Source organism: Mesorhizobium waimense (assembly GCF_003601975.1).
In the GTDB taxonomy this organism is placed as follows: domain Bacteria; phylum Pseudomonadota; class Alphaproteobacteria; order Rhizobiales; family Rhizobiaceae; genus Mesorhizobium; species Mesorhizobium waimense.
This window is the reverse complement of record NZ_QZWZ01000073.1, coordinates 1-18236: the sequence shown is the minus strand read 5'-3', so window position 1 is coordinate 18236 and position 18236 is coordinate 1. Positions and strand designations below refer to the sequence as shown.

14 protein-coding genes and 2 pseudogenes are annotated in these 18236 nt (G+C 59.6%); all 16 read right to left on the bottom strand.

What is annotated here, in order from left to right; translation table 11 throughout:
- Positions 1-202: pseudogene (locus tag D3227_RS37565) on the bottom strand (IS66 family transposase); the annotation flags it as partial.
- Positions 203-430: 228 nt separating this feature from the next.
- Positions 431-2605: a YbhB/YbcL family Raf kinase inhibitor-like protein gene (locus tag D3227_RS37560; RefSeq protein ID WP_245452106.1), complete on the bottom strand. Its 2175-nt coding sequence runs from the start codon at positions 2603-2605 to the stop codon at positions 431-433.
- A gap of 97 nt (positions 2606-2702) precedes the next feature.
- Positions 2703-3863: an ABC transporter substrate-binding protein gene (locus tag D3227_RS37555; protein WP_120019131.1), complete on the bottom strand. Its 1161-nt coding sequence runs from the start codon at positions 3861-3863 to the stop codon at positions 2703-2705.
- A 472-nt stretch (positions 3864-4335) separates the two neighbouring features.
- Entirely contained in the window at positions 4336-5319 is a 984-nt protein-coding gene (locus D3227_RS37550; protein ID WP_120019130.1) for a cyclase family protein, read from the bottom strand.
- Between the two features lie 331 nt (positions 5320-5650).
- Positions 5651-5875, bottom strand: coding sequence for a hypothetical protein (locus D3227_RS37545; RefSeq protein WP_120019129.1), 225 nt, complete (start codon positions 5873-5875; stop codon positions 5651-5653).
- 4 nt (positions 5876-5879) lie between these two features.
- Positions 5880-6125: a hypothetical protein gene (locus D3227_RS37540; RefSeq protein ID WP_147377790.1), complete on the bottom strand. Its 246-nt coding sequence runs from the start codon at positions 6123-6125 to the stop codon at positions 5880-5882.
- Between the two features lie 85 nt (positions 6126-6210).
- On the bottom strand, positions 6211-7647 hold the full coding sequence (locus D3227_RS37535; protein ID WP_167481042.1) for an amidohydrolase family protein: 1437 nt from the start codon (positions 7645-7647) through the stop codon (positions 6211-6213).
- Between the two features lie 200 nt (positions 7648-7847).
- Complete coding sequence (locus D3227_RS37530) at positions 7848-9698, bottom strand: TRAP transporter large permease (protein ID WP_167481043.1); 1851 nt, start codon at positions 9696-9698, stop codon at positions 7848-7850.
- 76 nt (positions 9699-9774) lie between these two features.
- Positions 9775-10827 (bottom strand): TRAP transporter substrate-binding protein, encoded by a 1053-nt coding sequence (locus D3227_RS37525; RefSeq protein WP_120019126.1) that lies wholly within the window; start codon positions 10825-10827, stop codon positions 9775-9777.
- A 426-nt stretch (positions 10828-11253) separates the two neighbouring features.
- Positions 11254-12336, bottom strand: a complete 1083-nt coding sequence (locus D3227_RS37520) for an SDR family oxidoreductase (protein ID WP_120019125.1) — start codon at positions 12334-12336, stop codon at positions 11254-11256.
- A gap of 23 nt (positions 12337-12359) precedes the next feature.
- Positions 12360-13262, bottom strand: coding sequence for a carboxymuconolactone decarboxylase family protein (locus tag D3227_RS37515; RefSeq protein WP_120019124.1), 903 nt, complete (start codon positions 13260-13262; stop codon positions 12360-12362).
- A gap of 48 nt (positions 13263-13310) precedes the next feature.
- Entirely contained in the window at positions 13311-14150 is an 840-nt protein-coding gene (locus tag D3227_RS37510) for a fumarylacetoacetate hydrolase family protein (RefSeq protein ID WP_120019123.1), read from the bottom strand.
- Positions 14151-14203: 53 nt separating this feature from the next.
- On the bottom strand, positions 14204-15613 hold the full coding sequence (locus D3227_RS37505; protein WP_120019122.1) for an FAD-binding oxidoreductase: 1410 nt from the start codon (positions 15611-15613) through the stop codon (positions 14204-14206).
- Positions 15614-15712: 99 nt separating this feature from the next.
- Positions 15713-16510, bottom strand: a complete 798-nt coding sequence (locus tag D3227_RS37500) for an IclR family transcriptional regulator (RefSeq protein WP_120019121.1) — start codon at positions 16508-16510, stop codon at positions 15713-15715.
- A 26-nt stretch (positions 16511-16536) separates the two neighbouring features.
- On the bottom strand, positions 16537-17421 hold the full coding sequence (locus tag D3227_RS37495; protein WP_167481041.1) for a beta-keto acid cleavage family enzyme: 885 nt from the start codon (positions 17419-17421) through the stop codon (positions 16537-16539).
- A 695-nt stretch (positions 17422-18116) separates the two neighbouring features.
- A pseudogene (locus D3227_RS37490) lies at positions 18117-18236 on the bottom strand (IS5/IS1182 family transposase); the annotation flags it as partial.

Sequence of the window (18236 nt, the reverse complement as noted above, 5' to 3'; positions counted from 1 at the left end):
GATCGGCATCCTCACTCATGGCGCGGCTGTGACCTTTATGACCCGCCTTAGCGCCGCCAGGCTTTGCCCTGTCCCGACGCGCCTTGCGATCGCTCGAAGGTGGCTTGGACGACGTGCGCGATGTCTTCTCTGGCCGCTGTATCCGCAGCACCAGATCGATCAACTCTTCCTTCGTCAGACGCTGCAAATCAGTGCGATCCATATCCCCATAGATTCAGGGATTCTTGCCCCTGACAAGGGCGTGAGTAATTACTCCGTGTCGTCGAAGCCGAGCACGAACTTACTCGTGAAAAACCGCCCTACTACCGGCAAAATGCGGTCGTCATTGACCTTCCTTGCCCATCGCTCGATCCACTCCAGATCAAAGCTGCTCCTGCTTCCATATCTACTCATGCGATCCTCCTGATTGGGGAATTACTATGCCCGGTTTTTACGCGGGCAGAGACTTCTTTGCTGGCCCGTAGACTGCCACGAACGACGCTGCATCGATGGCCACCGGCATGACCGCAGCCGCAAATGCGCCAAGATCGGCGTCGGCCGGCAACTCGACCTTGTCCGCCTTGAGCGCATAGAGCGTGAAAAAGTACCGGTGAGCCCGGTCCGGTGGCCAAGGGCCGCCATATCCCTTGCCGAACCCTGGGATCTTGAATGTCACGAAGTCGCTGTTGAACTCAGCGGCGCCGTGCGGCAGCCGCAAGCTGCCGCTGGCGCCTTCTGGGAGCTCACGAACCTCGACCGGAATGTTCGCCACCAGCCAGTGCGCAAACGAGCGGGGGAAATTAAATGCTTCCGGCAGATCAGGATCGGTGACGGCCAAGGCAAAGCTGCGCGTGCCTTCCGGCGGCCCAGACCAAACAAGTCTCGGCGAAAGCCGGTTGTCCTCGGTGAACCGGTCCGGGATGACACTACCGGGCGCGATATCAGGACAAATCAGCATGAAAGATGGGGTTGCCGCCATATGGTTTACCTCCAGGTTCAGCAGCGTCACAGGCCTCGGCACCGGCCTGCCCTGCTCAATTCTGGGATCGTGACTCTCGGCGACAGTCGCCGGCTTGCCTGGGCCATTCTCGTTGGCGGCCTCGCCGGGCAAGCGCGCCGTCGCGCGGCGGCCGAACATGGCGTTGAGGATGGCATGGCCATCGAAAAGCGGTTCGAAATCCGCCGATATGGCGCCATTGCGAAACACGTGAACCCGCGTGCACAGGTTCAGAAATTCCTCCAGTTCGCTAGACAGGAAAACCACGGCGTTACCGCGCGCAGCGAATTCCTTCAGGTTGCGGTAGAGATCGAGCTTGGCCCCGACGTCGATGCCGCGGGCAGGATCGTTGAGCACCAGAACCACCGGTTTTTCCGCGAAGGCCCTGGCAATCAGTACCTTCTGCTGGTTGCCGCCGGACAGCGACGTGATGAGGTTCTCCGGGCTCCCCATCTTAACGGCCAGTTTGCTGGATTCCCACTCAAACACCGGCGTCAGCTTGGTGCGGTTAATGAAGTTGAGCACCCCGCCCGAGCGGAATTCGCGATATACCGGAAGCAGCAGGTTCTCGTAAATGCTCAGATTGGGAAAGATGCCCTCTTTCTTGCGATCGCCGCTGACATAGCTGATGTTATTGCGTCGCGCCGATGCGAGATCCGTGACCTCACTGGCCTTGCCGTCGTTGACCACCACCAACCGGCCGGCGATCGGAGACTGGATGCCAGCGATGCATCTTACGAAATCCGCCTGCCCCTGCCCATCCAGCCCGGTAATCCCGACGACCTCGCCAGGATACACGGTGAAACTCACGGGGGCAGCGTCTGACCAGACCCGAAAATCGGTTGCGCGGAGGACCGGCCGATCGCCGCGCCGCGTCGGCAACGGCTGATCACGATTTGTGCCGCTGCGCTCGGCACCGGCAATCAGTTCGAGAATCCTGGCCTCGGTAATCTCTTCCTTCGCCAGCCTGCCGACATCCACGCCGTCGCGCAAAACCGTCGCACGGTCGGCGATACGCACCAGCTCGGCGATCCGGTGGGTGACGATCAGGATGCTTGCCCCCCGTTGCTTGAGCTGCCGCATCTTGCGGAACAGCCTTTCCGTGGAATCGAAGTCGAGCGCGGCCGAGGACTCGTCGAGAATCAGGACTTTGGGATCAGTCAGGAGAGCCCTGGCTATCGTCACCCATTGTTTGACGCTCAGGGGTAGTTCGCCCACCAACCCGGAGAGATTGATGTCAAAGCCGAGGAGTTCGCGCATCAATGCGGATGCCTTGGCTTCTTTTTCTTCCCGGTTCATGGACGAACCCAAAAGGCCATCCGCGCCCAGATAGAGGTTATCCAGCACCGAGCACTCGTCCGCGACGAGCACCTCCTGAAAGACATTTGAGATGCCCAGCTGGCGCGCCTCGTGCGGAGACGTTGCCGACTTTCCGAGTATCGACACCTGGCCACTGTCCGGTATCAGTACGCCGGAGATGACCTTCGCCAGCGTGCTCTTGCCCGAGCCGTTGCCGCCAATGATCGCATGAACCTCCCCAGCGTAGGCCGTCAGGTTGCAACCGCCGAGCGCTACAGTCGGCCCGAAGGTCTTCCTGACCGATGAGAGTTCAACCGTGGGGTACGACATCACAGGTCCAGTTGGCCGACGTTGGTCGGCTAGACTTGCACGGAATGAAGGAAATGCCACTCCGTCACCGCTGACGGGGTGGCCAGACCTCTTTCGGTCAGTTCGCCTTGAAGGCTTCGGGATCGGCCGGACGCAGGAAAAACTGGTCCAGGTAATCCTTGCTTGCCCAGTTTTGGGCACCAACGTTGTACCAGCCATCGGAATCTTCGCTGCAATCAGCCGGGACGGCCTTTTCAAGCTGGTCGTAGGTCATGGTCTGCGGCTTGGTCAGGATCGACTGGATCTTCGGGCCTTGGCCCTCGAGCGTGCGCATCATGACATTCCAGCCGAACTCGAAGTCGTCCCCCGGAGGCCAGGCATGGATCGCCTGCGAGATGAAATCCTTGTTGTTGCGCCAGTAGCAAAGCGCGCCGATCTCACCGCCGATCGAGAACGGGACCATATCGCGGCCGCTTTGCTGCAGTGCGCGCAAGGCGCCCAGTTCAGATGCCGACTGTATGATGATGCCGTTCAGATCGCCCGGATTGGTGGCCAGCCACTTCTGGATTTCCGACTGGGCAACCTGATCGGTCCACATGCCGGCAACCTGGCCCACGACCTTGATGTCCGGGTACTTCGCCAGGGCCTTCAGAACGCCGACGTTCTGTGAGTCCGAAGCAGACGCGCCCGGAATGCCTTCGACCACCAGGACATTGCCCTTGCCGTTGATCTGCTTGGCCATCCATTCGCCGAGCATGCTGCCACCCACGACGAAGTTCGCCGAAGTGTTCACTGCATAAGGCGAGGTGAGATAGCCAACGGCAGAGAAAACCGGGACGTCACGCTGGTGGGCATATTCGACGGTCTGGTTCAGTGACGTCGGGTTCGAGCAGCAGACGATGATCGCGTCGACGCCCTGGTCAACCAACTGCCGCATCTGCTGAATCTGCGTGGAGTCGTTCAGATTGGACTGGGTGATGATCACGTCCTTGATCAGGCCGAGCTTCTTCCATTTCGGAATAATCTCTTCCTGGAGCCGCTTCATGACGTCGGCGCGCCAGGTGTTACCAGCATAGGAGCTGGCGTAGCCGATCGTCCAAGGCGGACCCTTCTTGGGCTTCCAGTCGCGGTAGGCGCTTTCCGCGAGCGGCTGCATCGGATCCATCATGTCTTTGCTATAGAGCTCATCCTGGATGCTCTTGGGCAGCTCATCCACGCCACCGGCAAATGCAGGGGTGACGTTAGCGATCGTTGCGACAACGGCAAGCGATCGCAACATGGTTGCGAATGTCGTCAATTTATCCTCCCTTAGTGCCGGGCGTTGAGCCGTGGGCACGCTGAGTTCAGTGGAACCCGTGGGGGACTATCGGGCAATCAGGACTTTGGAGGTAATACATTTTTCAAATGCGCTCTATACGCTTTCGCTATGGACCTGCCCCCGCGTCGCGGCTCTCGTTTCAGGGAGAGGCCGGGCACTTACACCGACCCGCATGGAGGCCTGCTCACCTGTCGCTGAGGTCGACGAGATGGTACGTGAACTCGATGCAGAAACCGACTGCCGCTGGTATCGATTTGCTTCGTCATTCGTGACCTTTGAGATGGGGCAAGGGTAGCTTGGGTGAGGTCGGAGCGTCGCACCCGTCGCTTGCTGACCCAAGATACAAGGGCATGCGAAGCTGGTTTCAGGCCGGCAGCGATCCGATTTGAGCGGTTGGATGAATGCTGTTGCGGGGCCTCAACACCTCCCGGAGTTACTTGATTGCCAGCGCGTTCGGCGGCGAACCAACGCCTCCGACAAGGTTCAACGGCTTGGCTGTCAGCAGGAACTCATACACGCCATCCCGCGCGCAATCCCCGGCCAGCTCGTCAAGTTTCCACATCTCGCCGAGACAGACGCCGAGAAGCGCAATGAGATCGGGATGCATCAGGCGCCCGACATTTGTTTCGAATGGCGACGTCGGGATGCTCGGCATCACCTCGACCACGACGGTATCGCTTGCGAGGACTGAGAAGTGGTTGTCCCAAATCCAAGCCAGCATCTCGCGCGACTGTTCGACACCGCAGAATGTGCGCTCGTTGATGATCCGAGCCCTATCCTCCGTCGTCAGATCGTTCAGGAAATGTCTGGCCCAGCCGGTATGCAGCAGAAGGATATCGCCTCGTTCGAACGAGATGCCCTGGGCCTCGGCCGCTCCCTCCAGATCACTGAGCGCAATCACGGAGTTGGTGGCGAGATCCAGAGGTCGCCCTTGCTCCTCAAGATATCGCTGGACATCGAGAAGCACGCCCCGGCCCGCAATTCCTTTCTGGGCAATGTGCTGAACCCCGAGCGCCGGCGAGCCCGCCTCCACTGCTGACGCTGGCACGTTTCCATAGAATCCGTGGATCTTGTGGCGATGGTGCCGCAGACCGTCGATCTGCGAGCTGCCTTGCAAAAAGAAGTCGCTGACGAAATCGTCATAGACTTGACCGTCATGGCGCGACACGACGGTGTGCTGAATTCCTCGACGGTAGGGGGAAACCGGCGGCGCGAACGCGTTCAACTCGTAGTCCAGATTGAAGGTTGCGCCACGCTTCACCAATGAGGCGGCGCTGACGACGGCCTCCGGAGACAGAAGATTGATCGTCCCGATATGATCATCGTCACCGAAGAGGCCCCAGCCCGAACCAGCCGGGCCATCCGTGCGAGCCATGATCTCTGAGTAACTGGGCAAATTCGGATAGGGTGCTCTCATCGGTCTTTCCTCCTCACGGGTGGCTGATGCATTTTTATCTTGGCTGGTGCTCGAGCGCGTACGCGATCCCGCGGATGCGCTCTGAGCATTCGGCACAATCAAGCGCCTTTGCCGACAGTCCCACGACCAGCGCTTCGAGCGATCCCGCAGCTTGATCAAGTTTTGACTAAACTGTCCCGTTATTCAAGACAATGTCCCACTTAATGTGGTCGAAAAGACTGAGGTCGCGGCGCCGCGGCCGCTTCCCAGTGGTGGCTCCAGCAGACCCATGACTCGAAGCCAGCCGCTTCGCCCCTGCCCATGCCGGGCCAACAATTCTGGGCGACATGCGTTAGAGCGACAGGAGCTCACCCAGGGTCACATTGACCCGGATGATTGCGTATCCTTCGCTGTCAACCTGATCTCGACCGTCGACCGAAAGCTGTGATGCCGATCTGTTTCTGACCAGTTGCCAGTCGTCCGCGGTGGTGGCGGGCGGCATGGGGCCGTCCTTTGGAATCACAAGTCTGAATGCCGGCAGATGTTTGTAGAGATAGTCGCAATAATGTTCGGCCATTCGCCTATCTCCTTGACGACGCAGCGATACGCGCACCAGGAATGTCTTCTGACCGTATATCTTGTTGATAGGCGCCAAAGCCCTGACACTCGATGTCCTTCATCACCTCGGCATGGACTTTGTCATAAGGCCGCTCCTCCTTGAACTTCCAGTCAATGGGATCCAAACCCGAGGGAAAGGAGCTGCCGCTCTTCAAGACCAGGCGGAAGCTCGGCCGCCTGAGGTGAAGGAAATAGCTGTAGGTGGACATGTCTTCCTCCATAGTTGTTCGTTTTCATCTCTACGCTGCCCAGGCGGGCCGACGGGTCGCGTGCTTCCTGTACGCAGGTACCCAGTCAGTCGGTGATCGTCAGATGGTCGAATCCGCTGTCGGCCAGCCGTCTCTTCACCGCAGGACCAAGCTGAGAGCCGCCTTTTGCGACGAGCCAGTCTCGGCTTTTTGTGACACCATCGATGACTGCGTTCAGATCGAAATTCGTGAGGACACCATTCTTCTTCACGATCTTGCCGGCGATCAGGACAGTCTCGACATCGGCGGGGGTGGCCAAAAGGACGATCGTCGACAGGGGATTGTTGAGGGGCGAAAGGCGGACCGATCGGGTATTCAAAAGCACGATATCGGCTGATTTGCCGACTTCGAGCGTACCTGTCCTGTCCGACAGGCCGAGGGCGGCAGCTCCCCGCGCTGTCGCCATCTCCAATATGTCGGCCGTTGTGATGTCCCAAGGCTCGACACCCTTGTCTGCAAGGGTTGCCTCATATCCCAACATCCCCCGCAGTGAGCTTAACGTCGACCGCATCGTGCCGAACATGTCACCTGCTACGAAAATCACGGAGTCCGTTGATAACGCCGGCCTTGTCCCGTGGCTCAAGGCGTTTTGAGTCGCGGGCATTCCAAATCCGACAAACATTTCAGCGCAGGGAGAAATCGAAATATGGCCACCTGTACCGGCGATAAGATCGTACTCGTCGGGAGCTAGATTGTTGCAATGAATATAAACCGTGCCCGGCCACAGAAGATCGTCCTGCTGTAGCAATCTGATCGGGTAGGTGCGTCCTCCCCAAAGCCCTCCTCCGATCCCGCCATCCGTGGCGATCCGCAGGCCGAGTTCACGTGCCAGGTGCCAGTCATGAACTCGCACCTCGCGCTGGACGAGCTGTGGCGCCCGAGCAGCGAAGGCCATGGTCACGAGCGCCTCGTCATCCGAAAGCTTCTTGCGCAGACGTCGCACGTCGGAAGGATGCTTACGATCGCTGTTCGACCACCAAAGCGGCGCATCGGTGTCATTTGGTGCGCTGTGCGCGAAAACGGCTCGCATGCCCGACGCCTGCAAGGCCGCGACCGAGGCGTCGGCATGTTCGGGGCTGTTCAGAATATGAACCCAGTCCAACACAGTTGTGATGCCGCAGTCGATCAGTTCCAGGGCGCCGGCCAGGGTCGCGGCGTAGACATCTTGCGGACGGAAAAAAGGAACCAGCGCTTCGCGCAGCTGATGTCTGTACTCCGGCGCGATCATGTCGGAACACATTCCCCGCAAAGTCGTCTGCCACAGATGCCGGTGTGAATCGATCAGCCCTGGCATGACGATTGCGTGGCGCGCATCGACAACATCGCACTCTGCCGGCACGCTTCGTTCGCCGGAGGGCGCAATGGCCACGATCTTTTCACCGCTCAGCCAGACATCGTGACTTGGCAAGGGAGCTTGTGCCGAGCGGCCAGTGACGACCGTTCCGCCAAGAATAACCGTGGTCATTTTGTCTTGCACAAGCATCTCATTCTGCTCCATTGCCGCCGGCGAACCATTGTGTGTGCGAGCGTCGAGCCGGGCCGCTGTTGTGGAGGACGATGTGCCTCGCGCCGACGAATGCGTCGCAGCAAAGCAGTCTCGCGGCCGGCCAAGCCAAAATCCCCCAACCCACCTCCTGAAATCATTGCGACACCTGGGGAACCGGCAAATCTTTAGAAGTTCGGCTACCAGATCGCGCCAATTTCTTCGACGACAATTGGACCAACCGCGACCAGGACAATCCCAACAAAGATGACACCGAGATAGGGCCATATCGCTTTCATGACCACGGCCGGTTCGACGCGGCAAATGGCGCAGGCCGTGTAGAAGCCGACGCCAAAAGGCGGGGCGAAAAGCCCAAGGCCCATGGCCATCACCGTAACCAGCGCAAAGTGCACCTCGGATACACCCAGGGACTTGGCAACCGGGAAAAGCAGAGGTCCAAGGAGGACAATGGCCGGAATGCCCTCCAGGATGCTCCCCAGAATGATGAACACGATGATGGATATCACCAGGAACCCGTAAGTTCCGCAAGGGAGTGTACCCGCCACGCCGGCAAGGATCGATGAGAAGCCGGACTGGACGAAGCCCCAAGCCATGGCGTTCGCGGAGGCCAAGATTATGAAAATGACCCCCGTCAACGCCGATGCGTCCTTTAGCGACGCATAGAGCCGGCGCCAGTCGAAGCGGCGTTCGGTCAGCAGAGTCAGGATCAGGACATAGGCAATGCCGACCGTCGCCACCTCGGTCGCGGTGGCGATGCCCTCGACCACCGCGCCTCGGATCAGGAATGGCAGAACCAGCACGGGCACTGCGACGATCGCCAGTTTGCCGATCGTGCCCCAGCTTGCCTTCTCGGAATGGTCCTCGCCCGATCTTGCGGCCCGGAACCGGGCCAGCACACAAAGAAGGGCCGCGAGGGCAAGCGCCGGATACCAGCCGGCCGCAAACAAGGCGCCGATCGAAACGCCGGTTACGGCCCCGGTCATGATGAGGATCAGGCTTGGCGGAATTGTCTCCGACATGGCGCAGGATGCGGCGAGCAGACCGACGATTTCGCCGTCATTGGCGCCGCGGCGGCGCATTTCCGGCACGAGGACCGGGGCGATCGCCGCCATGTCGGCAGCCTTCGACCCGGAAATGCCTGACAGAAGAGCCATGCCGCCGACAAGCACATAGGATAAGCCGCCCCTCACATGGCCGACCAACGCAACGAGAAGCTTGACCATGTTGTTGGCCATGCCGGAAATGACCAGCAGCGCACCAAGCGCGATGAACAGCGGAGCCGAAAGAAGCAGGATGTGAGCCATCCCCGTTTCCATCCGGGCCGGCACGATGTCGAGTGGGGCGTGTGTGGCAAACAAGACATAGGCCATTGCCGCAATCGCGAAGCAGAAAGCGATTGGCAGGCCAATCGCTATGCAGGCCCCGACGAGCCCGATGAAGAAGACGACCAGGTTCAGATTGCCCAAGCCAGAAAATTCGTCTTGGAGCATCCAGGCTGCCGCCATGACGGCTGCGACCGTTCCAAATGCCGCAAGCGTCGTCGACCGATTGTCAGCCGTGATTTTCTGGATCAGGGCACCAAGAGCCAAGATCGCGATCAACCCGAGCCCGACAATCAACGCAGCCGTTTGCCAGGCGGGTGAGATCTCAAGCACGGGCGTCATCAAGCCAAGGTCCGCTCTTGCATCCTTGAGCGCATAGAACGCCAAGGGCCCCGCCACGAGCGCCGTGAGGATGAGACATACCATTTCGAGGAACGCCCTCGCCCTGATCGGCAGCGCGTCCGACAGAACGCTTAGCCTCAGATGCTGACCGGCATGAAAGGCAACCACCGCACCCAGCATGGCCTGCCAGATGAGAATGAGCTCGGCCAGTTCGTCCGACCAGATCAGCGGCGAGCGAAGGACGTATCGGAAGAAGACCGCGGCCGACAATAGGACGATCTCGCCAATCAGGAGGATGGCGCCTGCATGGGCAGCCAACGCCACCACCAGATCCAAAATCCTGGACAGCGAGTTTCTCTTGGGCATGCCGACGGCTTTTGCCTCATGGCATTGAACGATTGCGTCGAGTGTCTTTCCGTCGTCGGCCGCGGTCATTGTCATCTCATCCCAGCTTTCCGACTGCGCCTTCGAGGACACCCCATGCCTCCGCGCCGATTTGTTTTTTCCAGTCTGAATAGAACTGGGTTCCTTGCAGTGTCTTGCGATACACGCCCGGGCCAGGGCTGCCGAACTGCAGCCCTTTCTGATCGAGATCCGTCCGCACCGCGGCGACCTGCGTTGCTATGTCCTTGCGCTGTTGCAGGGCGGCCTTCTGGAAATTGCGAGCCACCACCTGACGAATATCCTCCGGCAGTCTCTCCCAAGCGGCGCGGTTTGCCACAGGCACCCAGCCGTCCCAGGTGTGGGAGGTAAGCGTGCAGAACTTCTGTACCTCATAGAACTTGTAGCTGGCGACCACCGTCAGCGGATTCTCCTGCGCATCCACCGTCCCGGTCTGCAGCGCTGAATAGAGATCACCGAAAGCGATCGGAGTGGGCGAGGCGCCGAGCGCACTGAACAGCGACGTCAGGAATGGAGTTGGAGGCGTCCTGATCCGGACCCCTTTCAGGTCTGCGGGCTGCGCAAACAATCCTTTGTTCGACGTTACATGGCGAAAACCGATGTCATGGATGCCATCCAGGACGACCAGTTCGCCGTGCTCGGCGATCACTTTGGCCACATATTTGCCCAGATCACCGTCGATGGCCTTCCAGACTTGGTCGTAGTTCTCGAAAATGAATCCCAACGTCGGCAAACCGGCTCGCCGATCGAGCGTGGAAAGTATCCCGAAGGACGAGGTCAGGAATTCAAGGGCGCCGGACCTGACCTGATTGAGCGTCTCGACTGGGTTACCCAAGGCGCCATTGGGAAAGCCCTGGATCTGCAACCGGCCATTCGTCTCCTCGGCAATCGTCGCGGCGGCTTCCAACATCCGCTTCGGCAGCGGCTGATCGTCGCGAAGCTCGAGGCCAAGCTTGTAGTTGAACTCGGCCGCACGTGCGTTGCGGATAATGAACGGACTGGCAATGGCTATGCCACCCAGCTTCAGAACGTTCCTTCGAGACATTGTTTGCATTGACAGTCCTCCCTTGATCGCGAGCGACATGCCCGCCATTTCTGTTTCTAGATGGCGCGGCGCGGTCTACGGCGCCCTACCCGCATCCAGTTCCTCCGTGCAGGCCATGAAGTCTGCGGGTCCAAGCGGCTCTGCGGCTCACTGCCAATTCGATTTTCCGTGCCAATCCCGAAGTCGGGCACCAGGTCTCGGCCTCATGCCAGGCGGCAAGGTCCTTCGATGAAACCAAAGGCAGTTAGCCCGGCGTCAGCCGACAAGCCGGCAGCGTTGACCTTCGGTTTGACCAAGCGGGATGCAAATCACCGCGCTCCTCCCTATTTGTCCCACATACCGGGACGATGACCCAACTTAGCAGATAGGCATGAAAACGTCAACGTTCTTGGATTGAAAGAACCACCGGAGTAACTGAAAAGTGCAGAGCATTTGCGGGCGCAGGCACGAGCCAAAAAGCTGCCCTCGGGTGCGTCAGGAGGGTAGAATACGTGCCGTTTGCATTCGCTTCAGCCAATGCAAAATGGCGTCTTCCGTGTCCGTACAGTCACTAAAACCGGCCTTGCGCAGCTTGATTGGGCTCATCAGCCTGTCGAAGGGGCGCTCGCGCCCGTAGCCCAGAGTCAGATCCGCAGTCTGCCAGGAAGCACCGACGATTTCGTTCATGGACAGGATTTTGAGGCTGTGAGCTGCCACAATGCGATCCCACCAGTCCGAAAAGAGCGGCATCTGCTCGCTTAGCTTCATAGGCTCGTCATCGCCGACCGGCATGTTGAAGTGGGCGGCGATCGAGGGCCAGAGGTCGCGCCAGACAACGGCGTCTCCATTGACGACATTGAATGTCTCGCCCGCCGCCTCAGGCCGTGTGGCGCAGAACTCTGCAGCGCCCGCAATGAGCCGGCTGTCGGCACAGGCGGTCACATAGGCGCCGCCGCCTGGGAACGTCAATGGCCGTCCCATCTCGCGCATGACGCTGGCATAGACACCCAGCGCCGCGACGATGTTCATTGGACTGCGCAAGGCATCGCCGAGAATAAGCTGCGGCCGCAGGACCGAGAAGGCCCAACCCGCCTCGGCGGAGCGAGCCCGCAAATAGTCCTCCTGCTGCCAGTAGAAGATATGATGCGACATCCGCGGCCAGCGTTCCTTGGCCGGAACCGGCACCCGCCCGAGGTGCGAACCATAGGCCTTGCCGCCCTGCAGGATCGTGACGTGGCTCAGTTCGGATGTCGCCTCGACGCTTTCCACGACGTTCTGCAGCATCTGCAGGTTGATGCCCGCCTGCGACATGCTGCGCCAGCCCGTCTCCAGATCCTCCTCTTCGTAGAGAGCGGCATAGAGGATATGGGTGATCCTTGGTGCCCCCTTGAATGCGTTGAGGCAGGCGTCGCGGTCGGTCAGGTCGACCGCAATGTGATAACTCGCCTGCGCCAACGGAGGGCGGCGGGACAAAGCCACAACGTCCCATCCGGGCAAGGACGAGAAATGTTCGGTGGCGGCCGCCCCCACCAGGCCCGTTGCCCCAACGATCAGTATCCTGCGCTCGCCCACTGTCATTTCTCCCGTTGGTGCTCCGACGCCTAGAACGAGGCGCCGGATTCCTCTTCGACGATCTTCGCGAGATCGCGGAACCGCTCCGGCACGATGTTCGGATGGCCGACCGTCACAACGGACTGGAACAGCACCTCAAGAACCTCGCGTGCCGAAGCGCCTTGCTTGATGGCCGTGCGCATGTGGTGGCGGGTCTGGACGATTTCTCCAATGGCGAGAGTGTTGCCAACCATGCATAGGAGCCGGGTCCGGTGATCGAGAACCTGTCGACCGTACATGTCGCTGTAGCCGAAATCGTAGAAGGCGTGCGTGAAGTTTTCGTCGAGAGATTCGAGGAAGGTCGCGTTGTTCAGCGTGTGTAGCGGCCGAAGCACCAGCGCGATGCTGATCCCGTGCCAGCCATACTTCTTCAACAGGGCATCTGCCCGTGGATCCTTTGAATCGACCGGATGCCAGGTTTGGCGCTCGGCCTCCAGGCTTCGTTCCGCATTGCGTTGGCCCGGTTGCAGGGCCTTCGCGCTGACGCCGTCGAGCAGACCGCGTGCGCCGGCCTCCTCGGCGAATATCTCCAGCGGCTCGTCCACGATCGACTCGCCGCCGTAGATCGAGCACTGGAGTATGACCTCGAGAACTTCGTTGAGATTTAGTCCGTGGTTGCAGGCGGCAATCACGGTTTCGCGCAGTCGGGCGTGCCGGCGGGACATGGTGAACTGGCCGACCATGACGAGCAGCCGGGTGCGGACGTCCAGCACCGGGCGGCCAAACAGTCGGGCGGCATAGGTCAATACAGCCTCTGCGAAGGCAGGGTCGATGCGACGGCGCAGTTCAAAGCGCTCGCGCACGCCCGGCTGGAATTGTTCGACCACCGCAAGCAGGGCCTCGATCTTGGAATCGCCCTCATTGTGTCCTTGCGCCATCACATCGTCCTCCATCTGGCTTTAGGCAGCAGGTTCGACCGCCCGAAATATGTTGACCTGGATTCACGCTGCGTCCTCGACTGGGTTGCGCAGCAGGCCAACGCGGTCGATCTCGACTTCGACCACGTCACCCGCCTTCATCCACAGGGGAGGTTCCCGCTTCATGCCCACCCCGCCGGGTGTGCCTGTTACGATGACGTCGCCGACCTCGAGCCGGGTGAAGGTGGAGCAGTAGGCGATGATCGTAGGGATGTCGAAAATCATATGACCGAGGGTCGACTTCTGCACCGTTTCGCCGTTCAGGCGCGTTTCGATCTGCAGGTTGTCGAGCGGGCCGACCTCGTCCGGTGTCACAAGCCAGGGTCCGAAAGCGCCTGTGCCGATGAAGTTCTTTCCGGGCACGAATTGCGAGGTGTGGCGCTGCCAGTCCCGGATCGATCCGTCATTGTAGCAGGCATAGCCAGCAATATGACTCAAGGCATCCTCCTTACGAATGGATCGGCCGCCCTTTCCGATCACCAGGGCCAGTTCGCCCTCATAGTCGAATTCGATCGACTCTTTCGGGCGAAGCAGTGGCCTGCCCTGCCCGACTTGGACATTGGCAAAACGGGTGAATAGCGTCGGATGTCCCACGACGGCCCGCCCCGTTTCTTTCCTGTGCTCCTCGTAATTCAGACCGACGCAGATGATCTTGTCGGGGTCGGGGATAACAGGAAGGTACTCGATATCTGCCAGGGGCAGACGGGGCGCAAGGGCGCCGAGAGATGCCAGATCGCTCTTGTCCGACATGGCCTGTCGAAGTGTCGAGGGAGCACCATCGACCAAGCCAATTGCCAATGCATAATCGCCAGAAACGACGCCCCAGGTCGGCAATCCGGAAGCAAAAAAACTCAGATACTTCATGTAGGCTCCATTCAGGTATTCGCGACTTCGCCAAGACCCGCCATATTGTTTGGTCAGATAACTTTTCCAGGATTTAAGATGTTCATGGGGTCGAATGCCGCCTTGATGGAGCGCATCATTGCCAATTCGTGAGCCGTCTTGTAGCGCTTCAACTCGCCCCGTTTCAGCTGGCCGATGCCGTGTTCGGCACTTATCGACCCACCGAGCGCATGGACGGCGTCGTGCACCATCACATAAATCCGATCATGGCTGCGCTGTAGGGCATCCTCTGCGAACCTCGGAGAGGGGCCGACGTTGTAGTGAAGGTTACCGTCGCCAAGATGCCCAAACGGCATTACCGACAGGCCAGGGAATGTCGTCGAAAGGTTCCGGCCCATTTCCTCGACGAATTCGGGGATTTTCGAGATCGGAAGCGCGATGTCGTGCTTGATGCCTTTGCCGCCCTTGGCCTGCGCTAGCGTGATGCTTTCGCGAAGATTCCAAAAGGCCCGCTCCTGTTCCACGCTCGTCGCAATGTTCGCGTCGCAAATCTCACCCGCCTCCAAAGCGTCGCCCAGCATGGTTTCTAGGCACTCGCCCAGCCCTTCCCGGTCTTGGCTGCCGGACAGTTCCAGCAAGGCGAACCAGGACGCATCGACCGAGGAGCCGTCGAAAGGCAGGTGTTGCTGCGGAAATTGTGATGTGACCAGTTTCAGGCACTCATTCGCCATGACCTCGAATGCCGTCAAACTCGACCCAATTTGCGTCTGAAGTCGGATGAGCAGCTGGACACAGCTCGCCATCCCGTTCGTCGCCACAAGCGCCGTCTGGGTCATTCGGGGGAGCGGGAAAAGCTTCAGCGTAGCGGCCGTGATAATGCCTAGCGTCCCTTCGCTGCCCACGAACAATGACTTCAGGTCGTACCCCGTGTTGTCCTTTCGCAGGCCGCCAAGCCCGTTCCATATCTCCCCGTCAGCGGTGACGACCTCGAGACCCAGCGTCAGTTCGCGTATTGTGCCGTACCGCAACACCTGCGATCCGCCGGCATTGCTGGCAAGATTGCCACCAATTGTGCAGCTACCTTCCGCCGCAAGCGATAGCGGGAACAATCGATCCCGGTCGCGGCAATATTCCTGAAGGGTCTGCAGCACGCAGCCAGCTTGGACAGTGACCGTGTTGTTTTCAGGATCGAAGCCGCGGACACGGCTCAACCGCGACGTTGACACGACCACGGCCTTGCCACTCGCGTCAGGCGTGGCGCCACCTACCAGCCCGGTGTTGCCGCCCTGGGGAACGATCGGGATTTCCGAGTTGGCGCAAAGTGCCACGATCCCGGCCACTTGCTCGGTGGTCGCAGGCCGCACCACGCACTGCGCGGCGCCTTGATATACTCCTCGCCAATCGGTCAGGTAAGGTGCCGCATCGTTGCCTGTTAGAACATTTGCGGCGCCGAGCATCGACCGGAAATTAGACAGTAAGTCCATGGTGCCTCGCTAAACTGTAGGCAAGCGTCGTCGTGCGACGCATTCTGAGGCGCATCGCATTGACACCCGCCGATCATCCTTCGCTGGGACTGACCCTTGCTAAATGCGCTCCACGCCGATGGCAGTCAGCATGGATGAAAGCGCCTCGGCGTGCTTGCTCACGCAAAGGCCAATTTTGTCGAGCCCATCTGGAGGTATCCGGTTCTTGGGAACCGAGACCGTCAGTGCTCCGATCACTCGATCGCCCGAACGAACGGCCGCAGCCGCTCCGCCGACGCCGACCACACGCTCTTCGATACTCGTCGCATAACCATTCTTCCTCGCCAGGGCGACACTGGCCTTCAATTCTGTCAGAGAGCTCTGAGTGTTCGGGGTGTAGACCTTCATATCGAGCTTACCCAAATCGAAGTCTGGCAAGGCCGCGAGAATAGCCTTGCCGACGGCACCCGCATGAAGCGGTATCGTCGAGCCAAGCGCCTGGATGTATCGCACCGGATGATCGTTCTCGATCCGGTGGACATAAGTGGCATGGCCGTCCGCCTCGGAAAACGTGGCGAGATAGCAGGTCTCACCCAGCTCCTGAACCAGGTCCTTCATGATCACATGTGCAATCTGAAGGACAGGCACGACACCGAACACCCGCGCCGCCAGCATCAGCATTCGCGGGCCGACGACATAACTGCCGCTCTCGGATTGTTGAACGAAGTCGCTACGAGAGAGGGCCTGGAGGATCCGGTGCGTCGAACTGCGGCTGTTGTCGGTCGCTTGCGCTATGGCACGGATGCTCAAGCCCTCGGATTTCTCCGTGAGGGCAAAGAGAGTATCCGCAACGAGATTGATCAGCCCGCCAGACTGGGCAGTCTCGTCCTGCGCCGTGCTCGTCCCGTCTTCGTCCAAGGCACTCCCTTTCTATTCCTTCGACCTCAAGCCGCCTTCAGCCCTATGATCTCACGGGCCTCTTGCGGACTGGCGATTTCGCGCCCCAGCATATGTGCCAGGGCAACCACCTTGTCCACTAGTCGCGCGCAGCTGTCGGCTAGCTCGCCGGGATTCAGATATGGGTTGTCCTCGTAACCTACCCGCACATGTCCGCCCATCGAAATCGCCATTGCAAGAATGTTCCAGTGACGCAGGGGATCCATGCAACTGACGTTCCACACGACGCCTTCCGGCAGGCAATCAATCAAATAGAGCAGGCCGCGCTCTGTGCATGGGGTCCATGAGCCGCCGGACCATCCAATGAACAGTGTCGTCCAGATTCGCTCATCGAGCAGACCCTCTTCCATCAGCTTGCGCATGTTCCAAACAGCGCCGGTATGGAAGGTTTCAAGCTCCATTTTTACGCCATGCTGCCGCGTCACCTGGGCGTAGTCGCGCAGTTCGTCCAGCGGATGAAGAGCGTAAATCGCGTTCGGCGGATAATTCTTGTCAGGCTGAAAATATTCGTCGTGAGCATTGAACGCGACAGCCATCATATCGGGCCCAAGCTTCATCAACGGAACCCGGTCGTCGAGCCTCGCGCCAGCAATGCCGTACTGGATGATGCAATCCGCCTCTTCCTTGATGCCTTCCGTCATCTCCCGCCAACCATCGACGTCAAGGCGGCTCAGCTTCTTGCCGTCTTCCTGGATCTTGTCTTCAAGCCGTCGCACTCCGTGAAGGTGGGCAATGGCTGCTCCGGCGTTCAGGCAGCGCACATACTCGTCGGCAATCAGCGGCACATTCTCGCGCGTCGACGGCATACAGAAATGATTTGCCGGATAAGAGACCCGCGAGTCATAGGCCGCCGTAATTATCAGTTTTTCCAAGTCGATCTCCTCCCTAGCTGCCGGGCTCTTCAGCAATTCAAGCTATGCGTCTGCACTATCAGATGGGACACTGTCTTGTCAACCGGGACAGATAAAAAGTGACATAATCGATTGAGTGTAGGCGAGAAGCCTCCGTCTCCTTAGCGCGGTTTCGCATTCTGCCGATCTTTGCCCAGTGGTGTCCCAAAAGGGTGACGAACAGTTTCAGAGCGCGTGAGACATCCTGCACCGTGAAAACGAGGCTTGGGACCCAGCACTCTGCCATTCGCCAACGGGAACCCGGATCGACCCAGCATGCTAGCTCAAGCACCGGTGCTTCAATTTTTGCTCAAGTTGCGGCTCCTGGGCGGATCAAAGGGGACTGACAAGCTTGGTAGTACGCCAGCGTTTCCCAGCAGGCGCGGTAGACTGTCTCTGCTTCACCTGCACATTTCTGGGTGAAAATCGCACCACAATACGCGGATCCTGAAAACGCAGGGCATGCCGTTCGACGGCGCCAATTCGGCCAGCTACGGGTCTTGACCGCTCAGGAGTTTAAGGACATCGTGCGCGGTCAACCGTCCGCATGATGCGGTCTCGCATCGTTATGGAACCTTTCGCCGGAGGTGGCGGTGCCGCGTCGTTTGCTACGCTCCTTCGGCACCTTGTTGAACCGGTCTCAAGGTGGGGAACCGGCTAAGAGTCCGTATTGAAATTCAGGGATGAGCGTTTCTGCGGATGAGATTGCCGCCCATAGCGACAAGGATCATGGCGTGAGAGACGTCGATGCGCTTCTCGTAGTCGCGCACGAGGCGGCGCCATCTTGTCATCCAGCC

What these genes read in the sequence shown, in the direction of transcription:
- D3227_RS37560 (WP_245452106.1), bottom strand. Translation starts at nt 2,605, where the DNA reads ATGTCGTACCCCACGGTTGAACTCTCATCGGTCAGGAAGACCTTCGGG.
- D3227_RS37520 (WP_120019125.1), bottom strand. Translation starts at nt 12,336, where the DNA reads ATGACAGTGGGCGAGCGCAGGATACTGATCGTTGGGGCAACGGGCCTG.
- D3227_RS37530 (WP_167481043.1), bottom strand. Translation starts at nt 9,698, where the DNA reads ATGCCCAAGAGAAACTCGCTGTCCAGGATTTTGGATCTGGTGGTGGCG.
- D3227_RS37510 (WP_120019123.1), bottom strand. Translation starts at nt 14,150, where the DNA reads ATGAAGTATCTGAGTTTTTTTGCTTCCGGATTGCCGACCTGGGGCGTC.
- D3227_RS37505 (WP_120019122.1), bottom strand. Translation starts at nt 15,613, where the DNA reads ATGGACTTACTGTCTAATTTCCGGTCGATGCTCGGCGCCGCAAATGTT.
- D3227_RS37540 (WP_147377790.1), bottom strand. Translation starts at nt 6,125, where the DNA reads ATGTCCACCTACAGCTATTTCCTTCACCTCAGGCGGCCGAGCTTCCGC.
- D3227_RS37535 (WP_167481042.1), bottom strand. Translation starts at nt 7,647, where the DNA reads ATGCTTGTGCAAGACAAAATGACCACGGTTATTCTTGGCGGAACGGTC.
- D3227_RS37525 (WP_120019126.1), bottom strand. Translation starts at nt 10,827, where the DNA reads ATGGCGGGCATGTCGCTCGCGATCAAGGGAGGACTGTCAATGCAAACA.
- D3227_RS37550 (WP_120019130.1), bottom strand. Translation starts at nt 5,319, where the DNA reads ATGAGAGCACCCTATCCGAATTTGCCCAGTTACTCAGAGATCATGGCT.
- D3227_RS37515 (WP_120019124.1), bottom strand. Translation starts at nt 13,262, where the DNA reads ATGGAGGACGATGTGATGGCGCAAGGACACAATGAGGGCGATTCCAAG.
- D3227_RS37555 (WP_120019131.1), bottom strand. Translation starts at nt 3,863, where the DNA reads ATGTTGCGATCGCTTGCCGTTGTCGCAACGATCGCTAACGTCACCCCT.
- D3227_RS37545 (WP_120019129.1), bottom strand. Translation starts at nt 5,875, where the DNA reads ATGGCCGAACATTATTGCGACTATCTCTACAAACATCTGCCGGCATTC.